The sequence below is a fragment of the Ralstonia sp. RL genome (genome assembly GCF_001683835.1).
Taxonomy (GTDB): Bacteria; Pseudomonadota; Gammaproteobacteria; order Burkholderiales; family Burkholderiaceae; genus Ralstonia; species Ralstonia mannitolilytica.
In genome coordinates this window covers 63383-87318 of record NZ_LWRX01000095.1, presented here as the reverse complement: position 1 = coordinate 87318, position 23936 = coordinate 63383, and the positions used below count along the sequence as shown (strand labels likewise).

The window sequence follows — 23936 nt, the reverse complement described above, 5'->3', positions numbered from 1 at the left end:
GTTTCCCCTTCCTCTGCTTCGCCCGAGATGGATGCCCACCGCCTGCACACGGCCGCCCGGCTGGCCAATATCCGCGCCTTCCATGTGATGGAGCTGGCCAAGCAGGCCCGCGAGCTGGAATTGGCCGGGCGCAGCATCATCCACATGGGCATCGGCGAGCCGGACTTCACGGCCGCCGAGCCCGTCGTGCAGGCCGCCGTCGATGCCATGCGGCGCGGCGTCACGCAATACACTGGGGCGCTCGGCATCCGCCCGCTGCGCGAGGCGATTGCGCGCTACTACCAGACCACGTACGGCCTCGACATTGCGCCCGAGCGGATCATCGTGACGGCCGGCGCGTCGGCAGCGCTGCTGCTGGCGTGCGCGGTGCTGGTGGAGATCGGCGGCGAAGTCCTGATGCCGGATCCGAGCTATCCGTGCAACCGGCATTTCGTTGCGGCCTTCGACGGCGTGGCCAGGCTGGTGCCGTCGGGGCCGGAAGACCGTTTCCAGCTGACGGCCGGACAGGTCGCCGCCCACTGGAGTAAGCGCACACAGGGCGTGCTGCTGGCTTCCCCGTCCAACCCGACCGGCACGTCGATCCTGCCCGACGAGTTGCAGCGCATCGTGCAGACGGTGCGCGCGCGCGGCGGATTCACGATCGTCGATGAGATCTATCAGGGTCTGTCATACGACCAAGCGCCAGTTTCCGCCCTCTCTTTCGGCGACGATGTCGTCACGATCAACAGCTTTTCGAAGTACTTCAACATGACGGGCTGGCGCCTCGGCTGGCTCGTCGCGCCTGCTGAGCTGGTGCCCGAATTCGAGAAGGTCGCGCAAAACCTGTTCATCTGCGCTTCGGCGGTGGCGCAGCATGCGGCGCTGGCTTGCTTTGAGCCGCAGGCGCTGGCCATCTACGAAGACCGCAAGGCGGAATTCCGCCGCCGCCGCGATTTCATCGTGCCGGCACTGGAATCGCTGGGCTTCAAGGTACCCGTCAAGCCGGACGGTGCATTCTATGTGTATGCCGACTGCCGCGGCGTGCACCACCCGCACGCCGGCAATGCTGACGCACTCACGCAGTCGATGCTGCATGACGCCGGGGTCGTGCTCGTGCCGGGGCTGGACTTCGGCCCGCACACGGCGCAGCACTACATCCGCCTGTCGTACGCCACCGCAATGGACCATCTGGAAGAAGCCGTTTCGAGGCTTGGCCGACTGTTCAGCCAATAAAATCGCTGGTGCGTTCGCCCAAACAAGAAGGCCGTCCCTCAAGACGGCCTTTCTTATATAGCGTGGCAAGAATCGTCGATCAGGCCTGGCCCTGCGACTTGTCTTCCAGGCGGGCTTCCTCCTGCTGGCCGCTGAGCGGCTGCTTGTCGGCCGGCTTGGCCTGCGCCTTGGCTTCGGCCTGCGTCACCGGTGCGGCAACGGCCTTCACCGGCTCGCGCTCCGCCGCCATCGTCACGGGCGAGCGGCGCCCCGTCGCCACCATGCGCAAGCGCGAACGTTCGGCGAGCACCTTGCCGCCGTAGCCGCCGTCACCCTGCGTCACCGCGCCGACGTACAGCTTCAGGCCGCCCTCGATCGAACCGGCACGGGCGATGCAATCCTTGAGCACCAGCGCACCCACCTTGATGTTGGCGTACGGGTTCAGTGCGGCACCCACGCCGCCCATCACTTCGTACTTGTCCTGGTGGACCTTGGTCATGACCTGCATCAGGCCCTGCGCACCCATGCCGCTCTCGGCGAACGGGTTGAAGCTGGACTCGATGGCCATCACGCCCAGGATCAGCAGCGGATCGAGGCCGACTTCCTTGCCGGTCTGGTACGCCGCCTTGACGAGCTGGCCGGTGGCGGTCGCCGCCACGCGGTACTTGCGGGCGATGTATTCGGCCACGGCAGCCTGCTCGCGCGGGGTACCGGCGGTTGCCGACTCACGTGCCTCGCGAACGACCTGCGTGTTCGGGATCTGTGCGGCCAGTTCGGCGACGGACGGCACCTTCGAGAGCGTGTCCCACCCGGCCGCAACGACTGCGGCGCCCTGCGAGCCAGCCCCTTCGACCACGGGCGGCGCTAAACCCGCGCCGGCTGCCGGAGCGGCAGGCGCAAATGCAACCGGCTCCAAGCCGGCCGTAGCACTACGCGACGGCGCGGCCGAAGCCGCGCTAGCATTCGCACCTGGCGCGAACTTGAGCACCCGCTGGGCCACCATGGCACGCCATTCGCTGTTCAGCGAGAGCGCGACGGCAGCCACCACCGCCAGCACGCCGATGCTGTTGAGCACGACATGCCCGCTGCGGAACACCAGCAGCACCCCCGGATGCATTTCATTGCGGGACGCGACGGCGCCCCCTGCGTTCAACTCCATGCGCAGCTTACGAGGCAGCGCAACTTGGCCTGCACGCGCGAGGCGGCGGCCAACCGGGGCGACGAGTCGACGTTGCAGCGCCGAACCGATCCCGGAAGAATGAAGGGTTTTCCAACCGTTCATACTTACCTCCGTCCGCTGCGCAGATCCGGTGGGCGCCTTTCTTTTGCATGGCGCCGTGCGTTTCGAATCGCAACGGTTTTTAGTAAGGATGCCGCGCTGTTGCAGTCAGCCGGCATCTGTTGGGGGCACTCCCCTTGTGCCCAGACAAATGCGGGGCGTGTCCTTGGGGAGGTCACGTCCCGCAGCGATGATGAAGTGCTCTGGCATCGCCCCTCATACGAGCGAGAGAATGGGCGAGGGCACTAGCCGAAGATATGTTGCGACGCAACAATTGCCAGATCGATTTGGATTGTAGGAAGCGCGTTATTCCAAGTCAATCATAAAGAAATCGATTTTCATATCAAAAGGTTATGAAAAGGGTCGCGTTGTTCGGCGCCGCCGACCTGCGGTTCGTTCTGTCATCAGGGTGCCATGGGGTTTTGGCCTTACAATCGCGGCCACCCTGCCTACACCAAAAAAACCGCGGCCCGACCACCATTTGGCGGGCCCGGGTCTCCGCGTGATAGACGATCCACCTTACCTTTGGTTACAAAATTTCCATGCAATACAGGGACTTACGTGACTTTCTCGCCCAACTGGAACGCACCGGCGAGTTGCGCCGCGTGCGCCAGCCGGTGTCGCCGCGCCTGGAAATGACGGAAGTCTGTGACCGCCTGCTGCGCGCGGAGGGCCCGGCGGTCGTCTTCGAACGGCCGGCGGACGGTGCGCGCAAGTACGACATGCCCGTGCTCGCCAACCTGTTCGGCACCACGCGGCGCGTGGCGCTGGGCATGGGCGCGGAGTCGCTCGATGAACTGCGGGACGTCGGTCGCCTGCTCTCGGCGTTGAAAGAGCCCGAACCGCCGCGCGGTCTGCGTGAAGCCGGCAAGCTGTGGACGATGGCCAAGGCCGTGTGGGATATGGCACCGCGCAAGGTGTCGTCGCCGGCGTGCCAGGAGATCGTGTGGGAAGGGAATGACGTTGACCTCTCGCGCATTCCCGTACAGACGTGCTGGCCCGGCGATGCGGCGCCGCTCGTCACATGGGGGCTGGTCATCACGCGCGGGCCGCACAAGAAGCGGCAGAACCTGGGTATCTACCGGCAGCAGGTCATCAGTCGCAACCAGGTCATCATGCGTTGGCTGGCGCACCGGGGCGGCGCGCTGGATTTCCGCGAACACGCCATCGCGAATCCGGGCCAGCCGTTTCCGATTGCGGTGGCGCTGGGCGCCGACCCGGCCACCATCCTCGGCGCGGTGACGCCGGTGCCGGATACGCTATCTGAGTACCAGTTTGCGGGGCTGCTGCGCGGCAGCCGGACCGAGCTTGCGACCTGTCTGACGCCTTCGCTGGCGCAGGCACAACTGCAGGTGCCGGCCGGCGCCGAGATCATCCTCGAAGGCCACATCCAGCCGGACCCAACGCACCCGAGCGGCTACCAGCACGCGCTCGAAGGCCCCTTCGGCGATCACACCGGCTATTACAACGAGCAGGACTGGTTCCCCGTGTTCACGGTCGAGCGCATCACGATGCGCCGCGACCCGATCTATCACTCCACGTATACAGGCAAGCCGCCCGATGAGCCGGCCGTGCTGGGCGTGGCGCTCAATGAAGTGTTCGTGCCGCTGCTGCAGAAGCAGTTTCCGGAGATTGCCGATTTCTACCTGCCGCCCGAAGGCTGCAGCTATCGCATGGCGCTGGTCAGCATGAAGAAGCAATACGCCGGCCACGCCAAGCGCGTGATGTTTGGCGTGTGGAGCTTCCTGCGGCAGTTCATGTATACGAAGTTCATCGTGGTGGTGGACGACGACGTGAACCTGCGCGACTGGAAGGAAGTGATCTGGGCAATCACCACGCGCGTGGATCCGGCGCGCGACACGGTCATGGTCGAGAACACGCCGATCGATTACCTAGATTTCGCGTCCCCGGTGTCAGGCTTGGGCTCCAAGATGGGCATCGACGCCACCAACAAATGGCCTGGCGAAACCACGCGCGAATGGGGCCAGCCCATCGTCATGGAGACCGCTGTCAAAGCCCGCGTCGACGCCATGTGGGACACGCTCTTCCACTAACCACAAGGCTTGGCGGCGTGGCCTGCGAGCGAACGATCGTTCGGTTATTCTTAGCGAGTTAAGCGACTGCTGCATCTAAAAGGCGGGCCCTCTTTGTCGACTGGGCCCGCCTTCCTTATGGAGAACGCCATGGCCGAAGCACTCGACGCATCCCGCACCGCCGCCAACGCGCTGGAGCGCATCACAGACCGCACCCTCGTCAAAACGCAGTCCTATGTCGACGGGGCCTGGGTGGGCGCGGCAGACGGCGCCACCTTCCCCGTCTACGACCCTGCCACCAACGCACACCTGACCGATGTCGCCAATCTCGGGCACGCAGAAACGCTGCGCGCCATCGACGCGGCCAATGCGGCGTGGCCCGCGTGGCGCGAGCTGACCGGCAAGGAGCGCGCCGGCCTGATGCGCCGCTGGTTCGACCTGCTGATCGCCAACGCCGACGACCTCGCCGCGCTGATGACGGCTGAACAAGGCAAGCCGCTGGCCGAAGCCAAGGGCGAAATCGTCTACGGCGCGTCTTTCATCGAATGGTTTGCCGAAGAGGCCAAGCGCGTCTCCGGCGACGTCATGGCCAGCACCTGGCGCGACAAGCGCATGGTGGTGCTCAAGCAGCCGGTGGGCGTGTGCGCCTCCATCACGCCGTGGAACTTTCCGCTGGCGATGATCACCCGCAAAGTTGCACCGGCCATGGCGGCAGGCTGCACCATCGTCATCAAGCCGGCCGAGCAGACGCCGCTGTCTGCGCTCGCGATGGCCGAACTGGCGCACCGCGCTGGCATTCCGAAGGGCGTCGTCAACGTCGTGACGGGTGACGCGGATCGCTCGATCGCCATCGGCAAGGCCTTGTGCGAATCGCCGATCGTGCGGCATCTGTCGTTCACGGGGTCGACGCCGGTCGGCCGCATCCTGATGCAGCAGTGCTCGCCGACAGTGAAGAAGGTGGCGCTGGAGCTGGGCGGCCATGCGCCGTTCATCGTGTTCGACGACGCCGATATCGATGCCGCCGTGGAGGGCGCGGTGCAGTCGAAGTACCGCAACGCCGGCCAGACGTGCGTGTGTACGAACCGTTTTTACGTGCATGCCTCGGTGTACGACGCGTTTGTCGAGAAGCTCTCGGCCAAGGTCAAGGGCATCAAGGTCGGCAACGGCTTCGAGTCGGGCGTGGTGCAAGGCCCGCTGATCGACGACCAGGCCGTGGAGAAAGTGCAGCGCCACATCAGCGACGCGACGCAAAAGGGCGCGCGCCTGACCGCCGGCGGCAAGCTGATGCAGGGCTTCGGTTCGCAGCGCTTTGTCGAGCCGACCGTGCTGGCCGACGCCACACCCGACATGCTGATCGCGCGCGAAGAAACTTTCGGCCCGGTCTCCGCCATCTTCAAGTTCCAGGACGAAGCGGAAGTCGTGCGCCTGGCCAACGACACCGAATTTGGCCTGGCGTCGTACTTCTTCAGCCGCGACATCGGCCGCATCTGGCGCGTGGCCGAGCAGCTCGAATACGGCATGGTCGGCATCAACACGGGGCTGATCTCGAACGAGGTGGCGCCGTTCGGCGGCATCAAGCAATCGGGCCTGGGCCGCGAAGGCTCGGTCTACGGTATCGACGAATACCTCGAGCTGAAGTACCTGTGCATGGGTGGCATCTGAGCCGCATCCCCCCGGGCCGACCCGCCGCACATCGATAGCGGGGGCGGCCTCCCTTGCCGATTTCCCATCTGGCGGAGGAGACATATGAGCACCATTCAGGAAGGCGCCCTGCTGTGGACGCCCTCGGCTGACTTCATTGCCAACGCGCGCCTGACGCATTACCTCGACTGGCTTGCGCGCGAACGCGGGCTGCGCTTCTCGGCCACCACGCCCGAGGGCTACGCGCAAGTCTGGGACTGGTCCACCACTGAGCTGGAGGCGTTCTGGACCTCCGTCTGGGATTACCTCGACCTGCGCGCCTCGACACCGTTCACGCAGATGCTGGGCGACCGCACCATGCCGGGCGCGCAATGGCTGGTCGGCGCCAAGCTGAACTACGTCGATCAGGTCATGCGTCATGTGGAGGAAGGCGGCAGCCCTGACCGCACCGCCATCCGCTACGCCAGCGAGACCCAACCGCTGGCCGACCTGTCCTGGCGCGAACTGCGCCGCCGCGTCGCCTCGCTGGCTGCGGCGCTGCGCGAGATGGGCGTGGCGCCGGGCGACCGCGTGGCGGCATACCTGTCGAACACGCCGGACGCCATCGTCGCGTTCCTCGCCACGGCCAGCATCGGGGCGATCTGGTCAGTCTGCGCGCCGGACATGGGCCAGGTGGCCGTCACGGACCGCTTCCGCCAGATCGAACCGAAGGTGCTGATCGCGGTGGACGGCTACCACTACGGCGGCCGCGCGTTCGACCGCACCGGCGTGGTCGCCGAGATGATGGCCGCGCTGCCGACCGTCGAGCATCTCGTGCTGGTGCCGCAACTGCACGGCGACATCGACCGCACGCAGTTCCCGCACGCCCGCGACTGGCGCGACCTGACTGCCGACGACGTACCGCTCGTCATCACGCCCGTGGCGGCGGATCACCCGCTGTGGATCCTGTACTCGTCGGGCACCACCGGCATGCCCAAGCCCATCGTGCACGGCCATGGCGGCCTGCTGCTCGTGCAGACGATGATGGGCGCGTTGCATCTCGACCTCGGCCCCGACGACGTCTACCACTGGTACAGCAGCACCGGCTGGGTCATGTGGAATTCGCAGGCGAGCGGCCTGCTCGGCGGCGTGACCCTCGCCATCTACGACGGCAACCCCGGCACGCCCGATCTGAACACGTTGTGGCGCTTCGCACAGGACGCAGGCGTGACGTTCTTCGGCGCCGGCGCGGCGTTCTTCGCCAATTGCCTGAAAGCCGGCATCGAGCCCGGTCGCGACTTCGACCTGTCGAAGCTGCGTGCGATCGGCTCGACCGGTTCGCCGCTGTCGGCCGAGGCTTACGACTGGATCTACCGCCACGTCAAGGCCGACGTCTGGCTCAACCCGATCTCCGGCGGCACAGACTTTGCCGGCTGCTTCGTCGGCGGCGTGGCCACCCTGCCCGTCTACGCCGGCGAGATGCAATGCCGCAACCTCGGCTCGCGCGTGGAAGCGCTGGATGAAGCGGGCAACCCGCTCATCGATGCGGTGGGTGAACTCGTCTGCACGGCGCCCATCCCCTCGATGCCGCTCTTCTTCTGGGGCGACACCGACGGCAGCCGCTACCGCGACAGCTACTTCGACATGTACCCCGGCCAGTGGCGCCACGGCGACTGGATCAAGATCACTCCGCGCGGCGGCGCCATCATCTACGGGCGGTCCGACGCAACCATCAACCGCCACGGCATCCGCATGGGCACGGCCGAGCTGTATCGCGTGGTGGAAGACCTGCCGGAAGTGCTCGACAGCCTCGTTGTCGACCTGGAATTCCTCGGCCGGGAATCGTTCATGCCGCTGTTCGTCGTGCTGCGCGAAGGGGCCGTGCTCGACGACACGCTGCGTGGCACGATCAATGCGCGTATCAAGGCCGGGCTGTCGGCGCGGCATGTGCCCAACGTGATCGTGCAAGCGCCGGGCGTGCCGCGCACGCTGTCGGGCAAGAAAATGGAAGTGCCGATCAAGAAGCTGCTGCTGGGCGCGCCGCCGGAGCGTATCGCCAATCCCGATGCGATGGCCAACCCGGAGGTGCTGGCCTGGTATGTCGACTACGCGCACACGCTCGCCGCGCAAACCGCCGCTGCCGGCGGATCCGCGCCGGCATTGGAGTCTTGGCGAAGTTAGGCCGGCAAGCCGGCGGCGTCTCGATGGGAACGCGGTACGCGGGTCCCTACCCTGTACCGGCTTCAGCAGTTGAGCGATGCACTGGACTGCACTGTGGACGCGCTTTTGCGGCGCGGATCACGGCACATTGACGATCAGAGTGCTGCGGTGTCTGACGTGCTCAAAGACTTGGACGAGGACGAACGGGCGCTCGTGGTGAGCTTTGTCCAGCAGTTCACGGCCCTACTCCGGGCGAAGCATCCGCAACTTCGGCGACGCAAACAAACGCCATAGTCATATGCACGGTCAGCCTTGGCGCCAGACGTAGGCGGCCCATATACGCCGAACCACGTCGATGCTGGGAACAGCCTCGAATCCAGCGATGTCCTCGCAGTCATCGCCAGCGCATCCGCGAATCGCGCGAAGCCCATGGTCTTGCCGAACTGCTCGGCTACAACATCAGCGATAAAACTCTCCTGCTCTTGGGTGAGGGTCTGCGACATGTCGTTGAGGGCTGGAAGTCATACGCCAACCATCAACAGTCATCGCACGGCAGACAACAGGCACGCGAGGCATACCGAGTGGGTTATCTGCCGAGAGGGGCACCTCCGGTAATACGCAGGCACCCCGGCAAGAACTAAGGCTACAGCTTCGGTGCGGACTGATCGCTATCCCATTGCCAGAAGGTTGAGCCATAGTCGGATCGCACCTCCGGCATGATTTCGCCTTGCTTGAAATGCCGTCGTGAGCCAGCAGCGGCAGGAGTGAACCACCAGCCTTCCTTCGGGCATGGCTGGCCGGCTGGCTGGCGCGGTGGCGTGCTTGGCGCGGTGTAGCCATTGCCATGGGCTCGATACCAGTCCACCAAGTCCCTGGGATAGACGAGGTTGTCCCGGTAGCTGCTGTCGTCAATATCCCAGAGGACAGTGACAAGCGCTGCCTCGAAAGCCCAATAGCCGAAGTAAGACGTGCCTTCGGTATGCGTACCGTGCCAGTAGCACGGTTTCATGTGCTTGTACCAAGTCTCGACGAACTCTTTGACCAGCGCAGGGCGTTCTTCGGGCGCGTACACGGTGGCGCGACCCAGCGGTCGATATGGCTCGGGATGCAGCAAGACCTTCTCTGATTCGACATGATTACCTGTCAACGCCTGCACAACGTTCTCGAACAGGATATCCCGGCCCCGATTGAAGTCGAATGTCTTATCAACCCAACTCATGACCTTGGGAATCAGCGCCTCGTGCCGCAGCAGTTTGCATAGAGCAAGCAACCAGAACACATAGACGTAGGCTTCGAGCTGAGTGATTTCAAGCGTGTCGGCGACGTTACGTGGAGGGTCTTTTTTTCGCGCTGATACTTCGTTAGCGATATAAACATCGAAGTCCTCAACAACTTGCGGAAGTTGCGCACGAAGGTCCTCAACGGGACGGCCTGCCGTGTAACGAAGGATCAGTTGTTGCAACCCATCAGAGGCCGCCGACCAACGGAAACGCTGCATTGCCTGGTCAGTAAGCTCGGAACCGTTTGCCAGCTTCTTGTAACACCTTTGAATATAGTCGGCCAGTTGCTCATCCAGCTCACGATAGTTTTTTTCGTCCAGAAACTTCTGTCGGCGCACATCCTTGAATGCCATTTCAACTCCTTATAGTCCGTTTTTCCCGTTAGGATGGCTCGATGTTGGGCCGGGAGTTTTCTCTAAATCCATCTTCGCTTCAACAACGTCGATGAAGACAAATAGCTTCGACGGCTTTGCGTCTCCTACTGGCCCGGGCAAACAGACAAATATCCAGCGAGCGTAGCCATGCTCATCTATTTCCTCACGCTTATCATTCTGCGCCCGCCTATCCCGAATGAGGCTGTCTTTTCGCCTGAGCGCTTGAGGAATCCGCTCTTCTGTCCACGGGACACTCATCTGCGTCCCATCACACGTTTCCCCCAGCCGTCGCCTAGCCTCTTTCTTTATCCCGTCTGTATCTGTCGGCTCAAATCCCTTTGAAATGTGCTTGGCCTCGAACACGACAAACTTTGGATAGGTTGGCGCGATCGTTACGCCCGGCTTCGGCTTTGCATACGCGTATTCAGGCCGAGGCGGCTTCTTGTCGGCAGGGATAAACACCAGCTTCCCCGGCTTGGGCACGGTCACTGTGTCCGGCATCGGTGCCGGCTGGTTGAGCGGCTCCAACTTCTCAAACAAACCATCAAGCCCTTTGCCTTTGGGCGGATTCACCAAGCGCTTGTACTGCAGTGCCGACTCCATCAACACATAGCCGTCATTCTCGCAAACGGCCCCGTTCTTCTGGTTTTGCTCGATCTGAGCCTTGCACTCGTTGTTGGTCTGGTCGGTCGTGGCATCCGCCTTCTGCTGCGTGTCGCGTACGACCAGCTTCTGCTGCCGTGCATACTGCTCATGCAGCTTCCGCATGTCCTCGTCCTCCGTATTCTTCCTGAGGGCATTAGCCGGGACTAAAAGAAGCAAGAGAGGCCATAGCGATATGGATGGAACCTTGGCGATCCGAATCAGCGACGGCGCCAGCCTGCGCGCCATCTGCGCTTCGGGTTCCGGGGGCACGGCAGGCACCGGCGGGCGTGGCGCGGGTAGAGGTCCACGAGCGGGCACATCCGTGACCGGCCCATTCGGCGTAGCGCTTGGCGGGGCAAACGCGAGCAGGACGGGCTCACGCGTCATTGCCGTTTGCAGGCGGGTGTCTTGCTCTCGCAGAATAGCCAGCCACGCATCGACTTCAGCGTCGGCGCGCTCGCGTCCACTGGCCCAATCGAAGGTCTCGATGTACTCGCGAGCATTGCCGTAGGACTGGCTGTGCATGAACGCCTGCACCTCAGACCAAGGCAACCCGTCGGCGACCATGCCGAGCAGGATGCAGGCCGAGCCGTAGCTCGGCATGAATCCGGAGAAGTAATAGGCCAGTTGATCCGAGATACGCGAGTGCTCCCCACCGCTGAGCACATAGCTCAGGAAGTCGCGCACGAGGTGCAGGAAGTCGTCGTCCTCGTGGAAGCCCTTGACGCGTGACAGCCACTGGCCGGCGATGGCCTTTGCCGCGTGGGTCTGGTCGATCGCTTCGGCCGGGTAGAACATCGCCAGGAAACGTTCGATTTCCGCCACGGCCATGCGCAGCGAGTCCTTCAGGTCCGGCTTGACCTGGGTGATGGGAATGGTGCGAGCGATCATGACAACAAGCTTTTGACGAGGGCGATGGCAGAGTCAGCGTCGGCGGCAGCGCCAAAGCGGTCATTGGTGCGTTGCGACTCGGCTGCCCATTTGCGTGCGTCTTCACCCCATTCGACCTTGGCTTCACCTGGCGGGACGCCCTCATGGCGAGCGAAGCCGTTGCCATCCACCTTGCCGGAGATCGTGGTCCCGTCGCTGAAGTGCAGCTTGTAGGGCGCGCCTTTGACGGGCTCCAGATCGTCGTAGTGGTGATTCAGTTCAATGAAGTGCGGGGTTTCACCCAGCGCTCCCACTGGCAATGCCGGCAATGTCGCAGCCTGCCCGCCCGGCCCGATCAGCGGATGCCCGGCCCCCTTCACGTCCAGCTTGGTCGTCTCGAAGGTGATCGCATTGCCTTCCAGCCGGAGGATGGAATCGCCGCCATGCAACACGATGTTCTGCTGTGCCAGGATTTCGACCGAATCCGCAGAGGAAGTCACGGTGACGGCTTTATCAGCGAGCACTGCCAGCGCATCGGTGTGGGCCTGAATGGAGACCGGCCCACCTTCGGCAATCACCCGAACCCCATTGCGCTGCGCAAACAGGCTCACACCTTTGGCCGCTGCAGCGGCAATGACATTGCCAGCGGCGAGATGCCAGTCTCCTTGAGCGGTGCCGTGCAAGTGTCGGCCTGCGTAGACGGTGGTGGTTGCCTGCGAGGCGAGCGCAATGCTGGTGGGCGACTCTGTCACCAGCCAGGGTTGGCCGAAGCGTTCTACCGGTGCCTTGTTCGGCTGCGTTGCATCCTGCCCATTGACGTTGCTGTCGTAGTGGCCATCCTGGGCGGGGTCCAACGCCTGTGTGAGCGGGTCGAAGGCTTCGTTGGCCGCCAGCGGCAATGCCTGTTGGCTCGATGCGGCATCGGACAAGCGCTGCGCGGTCTTCTGCGCTGCTGTGAGCTGACCGCGTGCCTCGTGCGCGTCGAGCAATGTTCCGCCTGCCCGTGGTTGTGCCGTGGTCGAGAGCAGCAGCCCCCCGCCAGCGCGCACAACCGCCCACGCATCGGTGCGCAGTTCCGCCCCGGTGCCGCGCCAGCTACCACGCTCGCCACCGGTCGCACCGTGCGACATCACGTAGCCAAGGTTGAGTTGGCTGTTGGCGGTGGAGCTTGCCAGCCGCATTCGTAGCTGACCGGGGTGGTCATCGACTACCCACTGGTTGTAGCCCTCGCCACCGAGCCCCTGCGAGTGCCAGCCGGAAAGTACCTGTCCTAGCGGAGCATCAGGAGCGGGCCAAGGCAAAGCGTCCTGCTCGCTGTGGAGCTGCATGGCCGCCAGCGGCCTATCAATATCCCCATCGATGTAGGTCAGCAGCACCTGCGTGCCGGCGCGCGGCAAGTGGTTCGCACCCCAATTGGGACCTGCGCTGGAGGTCGCCACGCGTACCCAGGCGGTGACTTGGCTGCGGTCGCTGCTGTCCGGGTCGCGGAAGGAACTGGTATCTGGAGCGCGAAGCCACGGGAAGCGGACACGCACGCGGTGATCGCGGTCGGTCGTAAGCGGCGCACCATCATCGGCGATCACCACTGCAGCTTGCCCCTCCGGTGCAGTGGGCCGACGACGATAGACAGGAACGATGGGAGCCTCAGCCGGCACGGCGGTGAAGCGGTTCCGGTAGCTGCCCGATTCGATTTCCGTGGTGTCCAACAGACGGGCAAGGTCGGCGCCGAGGTTGTTGGCGGCGTCATGCTCGACCTGGAGCGTCACGAACTCGCTGTGGCCGCTATCGAAGTGCTGCGTGAGCTTGAATCGCTGACAGGCGCCGAGCTGGCGCACACTGCCTTGGCCCTGATAGCGAAGGTAGCCGCCCTCATGGGCTTGCATGCGTAGACGCGCCGCGTGGTCAGCGCCTTTCGCATCCTTGAATCGATAGGGGCCGGAAGCCTCGAAGCTCTCCAGCGTCGGCAGTTCGCCACCGGGATCATCAGCACTCGCTTGTGCTGACGTTGCTGCCAGCGCCTTGTAGTCCCACGATGCGAGCGTCACCGCATTGGTGCCAACGGTATGCGTGCGCGAAAGGCGCTCAATGGCGTCTTCCTGCTCGGTGGCATCCACGCGGTGAAAGCGAATCTCCGGCTGTGCGCAGGTCGGTCGTTCGGCGTCGTTGTCAAAAATCACCAGGCAGTGGCGGGATTGCGCCGCCTTGCCATCGCTGGATTGAGATGCATCGCCTTGCTGGTGCTCGAACCGGTAGGACAAGCCCTCTTCTGCTAGCAGGCGTTCCACAAACGCGAAGTCGGTTTCGCGGTACTGGCAGCAGATGGAGCGCTTCCTCATTGGCTGGCTCACCGCCAAACGGAAATGCGCGAGTGGATAGTCGGCGAAGACCTCTTCGATGATTTCCAGCGCGGTCTTGTTTTCGTAGACGTAGCAGTCCGTGCGCGTGCGCAGTCGGTCGAACCAAGAACCGACAGTCAACCGATAGCGTGCAAGACCCCCATCGCCGCCGAGCGCGGCACAGCCCACCACATAACCATGCCATGCACGCCGGTTGCCATCGGGCAGCATGAGACGCAGCGTGATTTCCTCGGTAGCCAGCTTAGCGGTATCGAGGTGGGCGGATGGGCTCAGGCAATCCACGTGCAGCACGAACGGCGCAGACACCGCTTCTTTCGCAGTGAAGCGCTCCACGACCAAGTTATCCGTGGTCAGTGCTGTCTCAATGGTGATTTGGCGGGTGTGCTGGCCGAGCAGGCCCGATAACGCCGACAGTGCGGATTGTGGCAGGTACATCGGCTCAGGGATGGTAGCGTTATGGGACACCACGCATCGATTTTTCAGAACCGATTATTTTAGGGGTACGAAGATTACGAACACAAACAGCAAATACTCACCAATGGTTACCAAACCTTAATAATAAGACTTGCGAAACACAGACTTTAGTGTTGCGAACATCCACCCGAATCATGCATAGCCCCACCCTCAAGGGATGGAAACAATAAATCAAACGATCAACATTCGAGCAGATAAGTCACGCATATAGCAATACAAATAACTCAGTTATCTGCCAAACCCCTACCCACCACCGCCAAGTCTCCGCTGTAACGGACAACATTACTCACGCAGTTCTGCATATATCAAATGGAAACATGGGGAGGGCGGCACTCTTGCCGCGCACAAAAATTTGCCTGACAAAATAAAACACACACGACTCTCGCAATAGATTTTACCATCACATCAATCCAGCATTAATAATAGGCATGAACGAAACCACTTTATGAGAAAAAAGAGAAAGAAGAGAATTGGTAATACCGGCGCCGGCAGCAGCACTCAACCCGAACGAGACAATGAACGAAAAAGCAAAGGGTTTGCCGGATCATGGAAGTTCCTTGTTGGCTCGGGTATCTCTGCCTTGCTGGCGACTGGGGCCTATCAGTATCTGGTAGGTGACGTGTCGCTTGAGTTCGTGCAGGCACTCAATCGCGGCTATGAATTTCAGCTCAAGAACGCCACTCCATCTGACAAAGTAGTCAAGCGCTTTCGCGTGAGCGCACCCTCGCAGCAGCTCGTTTACCACACAACCCAAGACCTATACGCGAATATCACGCCGGACGGTAAGGTTGAACTTCCCGGTGGGAACATAAATTACATTCCTGCGGCAGCGTACAAAGAGCTTGACGGACAAAAAATATTGGCAAACTCAGAGAAAAAGTTCCGCTTACCTCCACTGTCTGACCGCCCTTGGATGGAACCGGACGCCGCCATTTTTAGCATTCAATATGAAATCGAGTCCTCCAATCCAATACTGTCGTCACTCGAGCACGCTTTGACTTGGATCGGGCTTCGATCGACTCTGGTAACCGTCAAGTATTTGGTGGTAAGCAATTATTGGATTCCGACCACATCGGACTCACCTGGCGAGGCAATGCGCATCTTTTGCAGAGACAACCATGGTCTCGCGAGCGCCAGCATCTGCAGGGGCTATGATTGAACTGCTCCTGCTACGCTACTTGCTAGCGAGCCAGGGGGTTTAGGGGGGAGACAGGCGCCAGCGAATGCAGCGAGCGGAGTGGCGGTGGCGCCACTTTTCACGCCACCCTCCACGCTCTCAGCTTGCTGAACCGCCGCAACCCCGCATAGAATGTGGGGCTACGCGGGCGTCGTATAATGGTAATACCCTAGCTTCCCAAGCTAGAGCCGTGGGTTCGATTCCCATCGCCCGCTCCACCGAACAGCCTGCAGCCGCCCTCGGCGGCTTTTTTGTTGCCTGCTGCGCCTGACGCAGTGCTGGCACCGGGATCCTCATGCAGCCCACTGAACAACCGGGCACCGGCCCCGACGACGCCACGCCGGAATCGCAAGATACCAACGCCGCAGCAGACGCCGACCCCGGCACGGAAGTCGGCCACCTGCGCCGCATCCGTTCGTTCGTGCGCCGTGCCGGCCGCACCTCCAGCGGCCAGCAGCGTGCCATCGAAGCGCTCGGCCCGCGCTTCCTGCTGCCCTACGCCACCGAACCGCTCGACTGGGATGCCGCGTTCCGCCGTACCGGCGCCAAGCGCATCTTCGAAATCGGCTTCGGCATGGGCGAGACCACCGCGCACATCGCGCAATTGCGTCCGGATGACGATTTCCTGGGCGTGGAAGTGCACGAGCCCGGCGTGGGCGCGCTGCTCAAGCTGATTGGCGAGCGCGACATCGGCAACATCCGCATCGTGTCGCACGACGCGGTGGAAGTGCTCGAGCACATGATTGCGGAAGGCACACTGGATGGCATCCACGTGTTCTTTCCGGACCCGTGGCACAAGAAGCGCCACCACAAGCGGCGCCTGATCCAGGGGCCGTTCGTGGCGCGCCTTGCCGCACACCTGAAGCCGGGCGGCTACCTGCACTGCGCGACGGACTGGGAGGAATACGCCCACCAGATGCTGGAGGTGCTGTCTGCGGAGCCGATGCTCGAAAACACCGCGGACGGCTTCGCACCGCGCCCGGACTATCGCCCCGTCACCAAGTTCGAGAAGCGCGGCCTGCGCCTCGGGCACGGCGTGTGGGACGTGGTCTTCCGCAAGCGCGGCTGACCACGGCCGGCGCGCACATCAACGCGCGCCGAAATGCGTCTCGCCAAAGAGGTTCTTGGCGTGGCGCGGGAAGGCGCGCCAGTATTGCGGCGGCGCCTTGACCGTCGCGCCAAGCTCGGCGGCGGCGGCCCATGCCCAATGCGGGTTGTAGAGGAAGGCGCGACCGATGGCGACGAGATCGGCGCGACCCTCGGCCACGATCGCCTCGGCCTCATGCGGCTCGTTGATGAGGCCCACGGCGATGGTCGGGATGTCGGCCTCGTTGCGGATCTTCTCGGCGAACGGTACCTGGTAGCCCGTCGACAGCGGAATCTGCTGCAGCGGCGACACGCCGCCTGAGGAGGCATCGATCCAGTCGCAGCCACGCGCGCGCAATGCCTGCGCAAACACCACCGAATCTTCTGGCGTCCAGCCGCCCTCGACCCAATCGGTGGCCGACACGCGCACGCCCACCGGGATGTTGTCAGGCACCACGGCGCGCACGGCATCGAAAATCTCCAGCGGATAACGCATGCGGTTCTCGCGCGAACCGCCGTACGCATCGGTGCGCCGGTTGGCGATCGGGGAGAGGAATTCGTGCAGCAGATAGCCGTGCGCGCAGTGCAGTTCGATGGCCGCCATGCCAAGGCGCACCGCACGGCGGGCGGTCTCCACAAACTGCTCGCGCACGCGGGCGAGGTCGGCATCGGTCATCTCGCGCGGGGCGCGTTCTTCGGGGCGCTGCGGCAATGCGGAGGGGCCCATCGTCTCCCAGCCGCCAACGTCCAGCGGCAGCAGCGCGCCGCCCTCCCACGGGCGCGCGCTTGACGCCTTGCGGCCGGCATGTGCGATCTGCATGCCGAACGGCACCAGCGCGTTCTGGCGAATGGCCGCAAGCGTGCGCTCCAGCGCCGCCTCGGTTGCGTCGTCCCACAAACCCAGGCAGCCGTGAGTGATACGGCCCTCGGGCGACACGGCCGTCGCCTCGATCATGAGCAAGCCTGCACCCGACAGCGACAGGCTGCCCAGGTGCGTGTGGTGCCATGCTGCCGCCCGGCCGTTGTCGGCCGAATACTGGCACATGGGCGAGATGACGATGCGGTTCTCGAGCGTGAGACCGCGCAGGGAAAAAGGCTGGAAAAGTGCACTCATGATCAGGCGATCCGGTTGTCAGCGGCTGACGGAAGAAACCGCCAGTGTGTCCGAATCCGCCCGATCGTGCAGACGGCGCGAAAGCCGCGCGCCGAGGAAGGGAAATGCTTGCCGGCGGCTTAGGGCTGCCAGGCGATGAGGTGCGTGTACGCCGTCACCAGCACGATGATGCCGAAGACGATCCGATACCACGCGAAACCACGGAAATCGTGCGTGGCAATGAACTTCAGCAGCCAGCGCACGCAGAAGAATGCCGAGATGAACGCCGCCACGAAGCCCACCGCGAAGATCGAGAGGTCGTCGGCCGACAGCAGCGCGCGCGACTTGTACATCTCGTAGACCGTCGCACCGAAGATGACCGGAATCGCGAGGAAGAACGAGAACTCCGTCGCTACCTTGCGCGACAGCCCGAACAGCAGGCCGCCGATGATGGTGGCACCCGAACGCGACGTGCCCGGGATCAGCGCAAAGCACTGCGCGAAGCCCACCTTGATGGCGTCGGAGATGCGCAGGTCGTCCAGCGTCTCGATGCGCGGCGCGCCGGCCTTGGCCGCTTCGAGCAGCGCATTGGCGCGCGGGTCGTGCGTTTCGCCGCGATGGCGCTCGCGCCATTCCGCCCACAGGATCACGAAACCGCCGACGATGAACGCCGACGCCACCACGATGGGGTTGAACAGATGCGCCTTGATGGCCTTGCCGAAGATCAGCGCGAGCGTGATCGCAGGAATCGTCGCCACGATCACATTGATCGCGAAGCGCTGCTGCCGCGGGTCGTTCGGCAGGCCCTTCACCACGTCGATGATCTTGTGGCGGAACTCCCAGCACACCGCCAGGATGGCACCGAACTGGATCACGATCTCGAAGATCTTGCCTTTCTCGTCATTGAAGTCGAGCAATTGGCCGGCGAGGATCAGGTGACCGGTGCTGGAGATGGGAAGGAACTCGGTCAGGCCTTCGACGATGCCGAGAATCAGCGCTTTGATGGCGAGTGCGATGTCCATGCAGTGAGCAAACAGGGGAAGAAAAACGAAGCGCTGAGGGGTGCACCGGGTTCAAGGCCGCTTGGCCTGGACGTGCACGCCTTCGGGCAAAACCGTGATTGTACCGGGCTCCACAGCAATGCCAGCCACTTTCAGCTGGTCGGGCTTGAAGGTGTAGACGGCGTAATCGTTGAGCAACTGCCCGGCGATCAGCGAACCGATCGCGCTGATCTGCGGGCCGACGCCGCCGGGCACGTTCTGCAGGTCAAAGCGGTCGACGCTCGGTTGATCGAGGCGGATGGAACGTGTGGGCGCGTCGTAATGCAGGCCGCTGGAGACGGCCAGCGGGCCGGTCAGCGGTTCACGAAACAGGCCGCTTTCCACGCGTGCATCGGCCTGGATGGCGATGCGGTTGCGCGCCGGGTCCAGCGCCACCTGCGGATTGGACAGCGTCACGTCAAAGAAGCCGAGAAAGCGCCGCTGAAACGGAAACTTGCGGGCGAGCGCATCCTGCATCTGGCTGCGCGAGAAGGTGTAGCCGTCGCCCGTCCAGCCCGTCGGCATGCAGGCGACGAGCATGGCGGCAATGGACACCGCCATGGCGGCGGCGCCCGCCCACCAGCGGACACGGCGGGCGCGCACGAACGGCGTGGAAATTTCAGAATCGGTCATGGCACATCAGGCATCAGGAGCTTGCAGTGGCGGCCTCGAGCCGGGTCAGGAACTGCATGGCGTGCACGGCCGAGGCACCGCACATGTCGGGCTCCGGCCGCAGGCTGCCGCATACGGCCGGGCGTTCCGGCCGGCCGAAGATGCGACAGCGGTTGGCCTCGTCCAGTTGCACGCACCGCACGCCCGCCGGCTTGCCGCCGGGCATCCCGGGGATCGGGCTGGAGATCGAGGGCGCGATGCAGCATGCCCCACAGTGAGGTCGGCAATCCATGGCCGTGCGAGTCGGTGACATCAAGGCAGAAGCCGCTATTGTGCACTAGCACAATGCGTGCACTTCGAGCCCTGATCTGATTGACAGCGTCGATGTCGCTTGACCCATCTGTACAGCGTGCGTACATTAATGACCCGAAAGTAAGTTATCTGCGAGTCAGTGGCGCTTGCCGCGTGACCCGCCCTACCGTTGTTGCCGTCGTGACCGATCGAGATTCCGAGTCTTCCGCCAAACGCTGGACCCGCCGCAAAGAGGCGCGTCCGCAGGAACTGGTTGCCGCCGCGCTGAACCTGTTCGTGGCGCGCGGCTACGCGGCCACACGGCTCGAGGACGTGGCCTCGGCGGCGGGTGTGTCCAAGGGCACGGTCTACCTGTACTTCGCCAACAAGGAAGAGCTGTTCAAGGCCGTCGTGCAGGAAAACCTCCTGCCCGCGCTGGCTGAGGGCGAAGCCTTCATCGACACCTTCGAGGGCACCACCGAGGCGCTGCTGCACGAAATCCTGATGGGCTGGTGGGAGCTGATCGGCGAATCCCCCGCCTCTGGCCTGACCAAGCTGCTGATGGCCGAATCGGGCAACTTCCCGGACCTGGCGCAGTACTACCACGAGGAAGTCATCGCACGCTGCGACCGGCTGTTCGCGCGCATCCTCGAGCGCGGCATGGCGCGCGGTGAATTGCGCAACGTCGATATCGACCTGACCACCCTGACGATGGCCGCGCCGATGATCTTCCTGATGCTGTGGAAGCACTCCTTCGGCCCGTGTTCGCATCGGCAGCTCGACCCAAGGGCGTTCATCTCGCACGTGGTCTCGCTGTTGCTGCACGGCGTGCTGCGCAATCCGGCGGTCGGCGCGACGGTTCCGCCGCTGCCTGCCCTCACCGACCAGCCCTGGCGCAACCCGGCCACGCGCGGCAATCCCGATGAAGGCGCCACGTCATGACAACCGCTGCCGGAATGTCCTCCGGACTTGCTAAAATGCCGGGTTTGTCGTCAAACCCTCATTCGCATCATTTGCTCCGCATGGAAGGCATGCCCATGGACATCGAAAAATCCCGGTTCAACATGATCGAGCAGCAAATCCGTCCGTGGGACGTGCTCGATACCGACGTGCTAGACCTGCTGACGGTCGTCAAGCGCGAGCACTACGTGCCTGAGGCCTACCGCGCGCTGGCCTTCGTCGACATGGAAATCCCGCTGCCCGGCGGCCAGAACATGCTGGCCCCGCGCGTGGAGGCCCGCGTGCTGCAGGAACTGGCCGTGCGCAAGCATGAAGACGTGCTCGAAGTGGGAGCCGGCTCCGGCTACATGGCAGCCCTGCTGGCGCATCGCGGCCGCCAGGTCACCACGCTGGACGTCGTGCCCGAACTCGTCGCCTTTGCACGCGACAACCTCTCGCGCAACGGCGTGACGAACGTCGACGTCGTCGAAGCCAGCGGCGCCCAAGGCTGGGGCGATGGCCTCTACGACGTGATCTGCGTGTCGGGCTCGGTGCCGGCCGTGCCGGAAGCGCTGCTCAAGCAGCTCAAGGTGGGTGGCCGCCTGTCGATCTTCGTCGGCGGCGCGCCGGTCATGGAAGCGCAGCTCATCACGCGCATCTCGAACACCGAATACCAGACGCGCAACCTGTTCGAGACGTACGTGGCACCGCTGGTCGGAATTCCCGCGCCCTCGCACTTCCGCTTCTGACCCCGCCCCGACTGCCCCAATCACCATGCAACAGCTCGCTCCCACCGCCCTCGCCCAATGGCTCGCCGACGCATCGCGCGCGAAGCCCGTCCTGCTCGACGTGCGCTGGGCGGAAGAGCTCGAAATCTGTGCCCTGCCCGGGATCACGCATATCCCGATGGACCAGATTCCTGCACGTGCGGGCGAGCTGGATGCTGACCAAGACATCGTCTGCATCTGCCACCACGGCGGACGCAGCGCGCAGGTTGCGCAGTTTCTGATCACGCGTGCGGGCTTCGATCCGGCCCGCGTCTACAACCTGCAGGGCGGCGTCCATGCCTGGGCCAACCAGGTGGACCCGCAGATGACGACGTACTGATTGGGGAAGCCACGCGGACCACGCCCGGTGGTCCGCGCTGCCTTCCGAACGTTTTCCTCGCTCGGGGGCTTTATGACTGTTGCTCGCAGTAGCCGCACGCGGATGGCCGCGCGCGGTGCACTTGTTGTGCTGTGCGCGTCGATGATGCCGATGTTCGCTTGGGCCCAGGCCCCGGCGGGCGCAGCGGCCGCGACCGATCTGCTTTCCGCCTACCGCGCCGCGCTGGCCAACGATCCGCAATTCGCGTCGGCGCGCGCGCAGTCGCTCGCGCAGCGCGAGAAGCTCACGCAGGGCCGCGCCGGCCTGCTGCCGCAGGTGGGCGGTGCGTGGAGCACGACGCGCATCATCTTCGATCAGAACGCGCCGGTCGATTTCAACAAGACGTTCTCGTCGACGGGCTGGACGCTGTCGCTTTCGCAGCCGCTGTTCCGCTGGGACCGCTGGGAGACCTACAAGCAAGGCGAGATTGCCGCCCAGGCCGCCGAAGCATCGCTCGCGCAAGCGCAGCTCGACCTCATCACCCGGACGGCGCAGGCGTACTTCGACGTGCTCAACGCGCAGGACACGCTGCAGCTCGCGCTCGCGCAGCGCGATGCGATCCAGCAGCAGTACGAACAGGCGCGCCGCAACTTCGACGTCGGTAACGCCAACATCACCGATGCGAACGACGCGCAGGCCCGCCGCGACGCGATCGAAGCCAGCGTCATCGCCGCGCGCAGCGACCTTGAGGTCAAGCAGTCGGCGCTGAGGCAGATCGTGGGCGAACCCGTCGGCACGCTGGCAGGCGTTCGCGCCGGAGCCACGTTGCCGCAACCGGAGCCCGCTGCCGCCGAACCGTGGGTGGACCAAGCGCGCACCGGCAACCTGCAGGTCGCGCTGGCGCAGTACAACCTGCAGAGCGCCGAACGCGATGTGAAGAAGGCCGCGGCCGGCCACCTGCCCTCCGTGGACCTCGTCGCGCAGACCGGCCACACGAATGCCAGCGGCAACCAGTACCTGCCTTCGCTGCCCGGCGGCGCGCGCTTTGACAGCTCGCAGATCGGGGTACAGGTGTCCATCCCGATCTTTGCGGGTGGGGCGATCCAGTCGCGCGTGCGCGAGAACATCGCACTGGAGACCAAGGCCGCGAACGACCTCGAATTCGCCCGCCGCTCTGCCGAGCAAGGCGCCCGGCAAGCGTATATCGGCGTGATTGCGGGATTGGCCCAGGTGAAGGCGCTGGAAGCCGCCGAACTCTCGGCACGCACGGCGTATGAGTCGAACCAGCTCGCCTACGGTGTCGGCGTGCGTATCGGCACCGATGTGCTCAACGCGCAGGCGCAGCTCTTCCAGGCCCGGCGTGACCTCGCGCGCGCGCGTTACGACACGATCGTCAACGGCCTGCGGCTCAAGTCCGCGGCCGGCACACTCAGCGAGGCAGACGTGATCCAGGTGAACACGCTCCTCACGGCCAGCGGCTCGAGCGACATCACCGCGCTGCCGGCGCGCGTCGCCAGGACGGGGCCCGCAAAGGCCGCAGCGCAATCTGCCAAGCGCTGATCAGTGTGACTGGCCACGCGGCGGCAGCGGGCGCTCGGCAAACTGGAGCAGCGCGCCGCTGGCCGTCTTCCAGATGACCTGGCGGCCGTGGGTGCCGCTGGCGGAAGGCTGCATGCCTACGGTCGCCAGCGGCGACTTGAGCGCCTCCAGGAACGCATTCTCCAGCTCCATGCGTGCCGGATCGCAGGCCATGCGCGTCGATACCAGGTTGCCGAAGCGCATGCCCGACGCGAGCTTTTCGTACGGCCCCGTGAAGCGGTTGCAGCCCGAGTAGCCCGACGCCACGCCGTTGGCGGCCTCCAGGCCGGCGCTGAACTCGATGGACAGCGGCTGCGCGGCCGCATCGGCGCCGTCGTCTTCGCTGGAGGGCAATACCTTGGGCGCCATGCCGGGCTCTTGCCAACGGATCAGCACAAAGCGCGAGCGGCCCTCGCCTTGAGCCTGAGTCAGCGTGGCCTGGCCGGGGTTGGGCGCGGCATTGGCCGGCCTCGGTTTATCAGCGGCGGCGGCCGATGCCGCAGCGTGCGGCTCGGATGCGGAGGCGGCGACCGCGGCGGCGGCCCCGGACGAAGCCGTCGGCGTCATGCAGCCGGCGCCAATGATGGTGGCAGCGGTCAATACCGCCAGGGCTGCGGCCGTCAGCACCACACGGCGCGGCGTCCGCAGCAAGGTGGGCGTGGGACGATTCGGTTGAGACATGAACAGTCGTGAACAATGACGAAATGCAAATGCGCAAAGAGCCGTTAGTCTGCCCGGTTCGCGATGAGTT

At 64.1% G+C, this 23936-nt stretch carries 19 protein-coding genes, 1 tRNA gene and 1 pseudogene; 12 read left to right on the top strand and 9 right to left on the bottom strand.

Annotation, left to right across the window (positions count from 1 at the left end; genetic code table 11):
* The first annotated feature begins 27 nt into the window (after positions 1-27).
* A complete protein-coding gene (locus tag A6M56_RS09380) occupies positions 28-1212 on the top strand; it encodes a pyridoxal phosphate-dependent aminotransferase (protein WP_102080897.1) in 1185 nt (394 codons plus the stop codon).
* Positions 1213-1291: 79 nt separating this feature from the next.
* Here the strand turns inward: A6M56_RS09380 and A6M56_RS09375 are convergent, their stop codons facing one another.
* Complete coding sequence (locus A6M56_RS09375; RefSeq protein WP_045786237.1) at positions 1292-2473, bottom strand: lytic transglycosylase domain-containing protein; 1182 nt, start codon at positions 2471-2473, stop codon at positions 1292-1294.
* A gap of 539 nt (positions 2474-3012) precedes the next feature.
* Between A6M56_RS09375 and ubiD the strand changes: the two genes are divergently transcribed.
* The 4 genes and pseudogenes from ubiD to A6M56_RS09355 form a co-directional block, all read left to right on the top strand.
* Positions 3013-4524: a 4-hydroxy-3-polyprenylbenzoate decarboxylase gene (ubiD, locus tag A6M56_RS09370; RefSeq protein ID WP_062737761.1), complete on the top strand. Its 1512-nt coding sequence runs from the start codon at positions 3013-3015 to the stop codon at positions 4522-4524.
* A 129-nt stretch (positions 4525-4653) separates the two neighbouring features.
* A complete protein-coding gene (locus A6M56_RS09365; RefSeq protein ID WP_045786235.1) occupies positions 4654-6165 on the top strand; it encodes an NAD-dependent succinate-semialdehyde dehydrogenase in 1512 nt (503 codons plus the stop codon).
* Positions 6166-6249: 84 nt separating this feature from the next.
* Complete coding sequence (locus tag A6M56_RS09360; protein WP_102080896.1) at positions 6250-8304, top strand: acetoacetate--CoA ligase; 2055 nt, start codon at positions 6250-6252, stop codon at positions 8302-8304.
* Between the two features lie 21 nt (positions 8305-8325).
* A pseudogene (locus tag A6M56_RS09355) lies at positions 8326-8577 on the top strand (helix-turn-helix domain-containing protein); the annotation flags it as partial.
* A gap of 349 nt (positions 8578-8926) precedes the next feature.
* Here the strand turns inward: A6M56_RS09355 and A6M56_RS09350 are convergent.
* From A6M56_RS09350 to A6M56_RS09340, 3 genes are read right to left on the bottom strand one after another with little or no spacing between them, the layout of a single operon-like run.
* Entirely contained in the window at positions 8927-9916 is a 990-nt protein-coding gene (locus A6M56_RS09350) for a PoNe immunity protein domain-containing protein (RefSeq protein ID WP_102080894.1), read from the bottom strand.
* Positions 9917-9925: 9 nt separating this feature from the next.
* Positions 9926-11473, bottom strand: coding sequence for a hypothetical protein (locus tag A6M56_RS09345; protein ID WP_102080893.1), 1548 nt, complete (start codon positions 11471-11473; stop codon positions 9926-9928).
* Complete coding sequence (locus tag A6M56_RS09340) at positions 11470-14244, bottom strand: type VI secretion system Vgr family protein (protein WP_102080892.1); 2775 nt, start codon at positions 14242-14244, stop codon at positions 11470-11472. The genes A6M56_RS09345 and A6M56_RS09340 overlap by 4 nt, the downstream gene beginning before the upstream one ends.
* 484 nt (positions 14245-14728) lie before the next feature.
* Between A6M56_RS09340 and A6M56_RS09335 the strand changes: the two genes are divergently transcribed.
* From A6M56_RS09335 to trmB, 3 genes are all read left to right on the top strand, one after another.
* On the top strand, positions 14729-15442 hold the full coding sequence (locus A6M56_RS09335; protein WP_145997219.1) for a hypothetical protein: 714 nt from the start codon (positions 14729-14731) through the stop codon (positions 15440-15442).
* Positions 15443-15604: 162 nt separating this feature from the next.
* A tRNA-Gly gene (locus tag A6M56_RS09330) sits at positions 15605-15678 on the top strand.
* Between the two features lie 77 nt (positions 15679-15755).
* Positions 15756-16529 carry a tRNA (guanosine(46)-N7)-methyltransferase TrmB gene (gene trmB / locus A6M56_RS09325; RefSeq protein WP_102080821.1) on the top strand — a complete coding sequence of 258 codons (774 nt, stop codon included), beginning with the start codon at positions 15756-15758 and terminating at the stop codon, positions 16527-16529.
* Positions 16530-16547: 18 nt separating this feature from the next.
* Here trmB and A6M56_RS09320 read toward each other — a convergent pair whose 3' ends face one another.
* The 4 genes from A6M56_RS09320 to A6M56_RS09305 form a co-directional block, all read right to left on the bottom strand.
* Positions 16548-17660: an NADH:flavin oxidoreductase/NADH oxidase gene (locus A6M56_RS09320; protein ID WP_102080820.1), complete on the bottom strand. Its 1113-nt coding sequence runs from the start codon at positions 17658-17660 to the stop codon at positions 16548-16550.
* A 119-nt stretch (positions 17661-17779) separates the two neighbouring features.
* Positions 17780-18661, bottom strand: coding sequence for an undecaprenyl-diphosphate phosphatase (locus A6M56_RS09315; protein WP_062737807.1), 882 nt, complete (start codon positions 18659-18661; stop codon positions 17780-17782).
* A 51-nt stretch (positions 18662-18712) separates the two neighbouring features.
* Positions 18713-19312: a DUF1439 domain-containing protein gene (locus A6M56_RS09310; protein ID WP_045786163.1), complete on the bottom strand. Its 600-nt coding sequence runs from the start codon at positions 19310-19312 to the stop codon at positions 18713-18715.
* Positions 19313-19325: 13 nt separating this feature from the next.
* On the bottom strand, positions 19326-19583 hold the full coding sequence (locus tag A6M56_RS09305) for a YkgJ family cysteine cluster protein (RefSeq protein ID WP_102080819.1): 258 nt from the start codon (positions 19581-19583) through the stop codon (positions 19326-19328).
* A gap of 200 nt (positions 19584-19783) precedes the next feature.
* Here A6M56_RS09305 and A6M56_RS09300 point away from each other — a divergent pair, with 200 nt between their 5' ends.
* From A6M56_RS09300 to A6M56_RS09285, 4 genes are all read left to right on the top strand, one after another.
* Positions 19784-20524 (top strand): TetR/AcrR family transcriptional regulator, encoded by a 741-nt coding sequence (locus tag A6M56_RS09300; RefSeq protein ID WP_045786162.1) that lies wholly within the window; start codon positions 19784-19786, stop codon positions 20522-20524.
* Between the two features lie 95 nt (positions 20525-20619).
* Positions 20620-21270 carry a protein-L-isoaspartate O-methyltransferase family protein gene (locus A6M56_RS09295; protein ID WP_045787800.1) on the top strand — a complete coding sequence of 217 codons (651 nt, stop codon included), beginning with the start codon at positions 20620-20622 and terminating at the stop codon, positions 21268-21270.
* Positions 21271-21295: 25 nt separating this feature from the next.
* On the top strand, positions 21296-21628 hold the full coding sequence (locus tag A6M56_RS09290; protein ID WP_045786161.1) for a rhodanese-like domain-containing protein: 333 nt from the start codon (positions 21296-21298) through the stop codon (positions 21626-21628).
* 72 nt (positions 21629-21700) lie between these two features.
* Entirely contained in the window at positions 21701-23167 is a 1467-nt protein-coding gene (locus tag A6M56_RS09285; RefSeq protein ID WP_459178724.1) for a TolC family outer membrane protein, read from the top strand.
* Here the strand turns inward: A6M56_RS09285 and A6M56_RS09280 are convergent, their stop codons facing one another.
* Positions 23168-23866 (bottom strand): META domain-containing protein, encoded by a 699-nt coding sequence (locus A6M56_RS09280; protein WP_102080817.1) that lies wholly within the window; start codon positions 23864-23866, stop codon positions 23168-23170. It lies immediately after the preceding gene.
* Positions 23867-23936 lie beyond the last annotated feature (70 nt).

Bases quoted from the DNA above. Each gene is read 5' to 3' on its own strand.
- A6M56_RS09380 (WP_102080897.1), top strand. From the start codon at position 28: ATGGATGCCCACCGCCTGCACACGGCCGCCCGGCTGGCCAATATCCGC.
- A6M56_RS09375 (WP_045786237.1), bottom strand. From the start codon at position 2,473: ATGAACGGTTGGAAAACCCTTCATTCTTCCGGGATCGGTTCGGCGCTG.
- ubiD (WP_062737761.1), top strand. From the start codon at position 3,013: ATGCAATACAGGGACTTACGTGACTTTCTCGCCCAACTGGAACGCACC.
- A6M56_RS09365 (WP_045786235.1), top strand. From the start codon at position 4,654: ATGGCCGAAGCACTCGACGCATCCCGCACCGCCGCCAACGCGCTGGAG.
- A6M56_RS09360 (WP_102080896.1), top strand. From the start codon at position 6,250: ATGAGCACCATTCAGGAAGGCGCCCTGCTGTGGACGCCCTCGGCTGAC.
- A6M56_RS09350 (WP_102080894.1), bottom strand. From the start codon at position 9,916: ATGGCATTCAAGGATGTGCGCCGACAGAAGTTTCTGGACGAAAAAAAC.
- A6M56_RS09345 (WP_102080893.1), bottom strand. From the start codon at position 11,473: ATGATCGCTCGCACCATTCCCATCACCCAGGTCAAGCCGGACCTGAAG.
- A6M56_RS09340 (WP_102080892.1), bottom strand. From the start codon at position 14,244: ATGTACCTGCCACAATCCGCACTGTCGGCGTTATCGGGCCTGCTCGGC.
- A6M56_RS09335 (WP_145997219.1), top strand. From the start codon at position 14,729: ATGAGAAAAAAGAGAAAGAAGAGAATTGGTAATACCGGCGCCGGCAGC.
- trmB (WP_102080821.1), top strand. From the start codon at position 15,756: ATGCAGCCCACTGAACAACCGGGCACCGGCCCCGACGACGCCACGCCG.
- A6M56_RS09320 (WP_102080820.1), bottom strand. From the start codon at position 17,660: ATGAGTGCACTTTTCCAGCCTTTTTCCCTGCGCGGTCTCACGCTCGAG.
- A6M56_RS09315 (WP_062737807.1), bottom strand. From the start codon at position 18,661: ATGGACATCGCACTCGCCATCAAAGCGCTGATTCTCGGCATCGTCGAA.
- A6M56_RS09310 (WP_045786163.1), bottom strand. From the start codon at position 19,312: ATGACCGATTCTGAAATTTCCACGCCGTTCGTGCGCGCCCGCCGTGTC.
- A6M56_RS09305 (WP_102080819.1), bottom strand. From the start codon at position 19,583: ATGGATTGCCGACCTCACTGTGGGGCATGCTGCATCGCGCCCTCGATC.
- A6M56_RS09295 (WP_045787800.1), top strand. From the start codon at position 20,620: ATGGACATCGAAAAATCCCGGTTCAACATGATCGAGCAGCAAATCCGT.
- A6M56_RS09290 (WP_045786161.1), top strand. From the start codon at position 21,296: ATGCAACAGCTCGCTCCCACCGCCCTCGCCCAATGGCTCGCCGACGCA.
- A6M56_RS09285 (WP_459178724.1), top strand. From the start codon at position 21,701: ATGACTGTTGCTCGCAGTAGCCGCACGCGGATGGCCGCGCGCGGTGCA.
- A6M56_RS09280 (WP_102080817.1), bottom strand. From the start codon at position 23,866: ATGTCTCAACCGAATCGTCCCACGCCCACCTTGCTGCGGACGCCGCGC.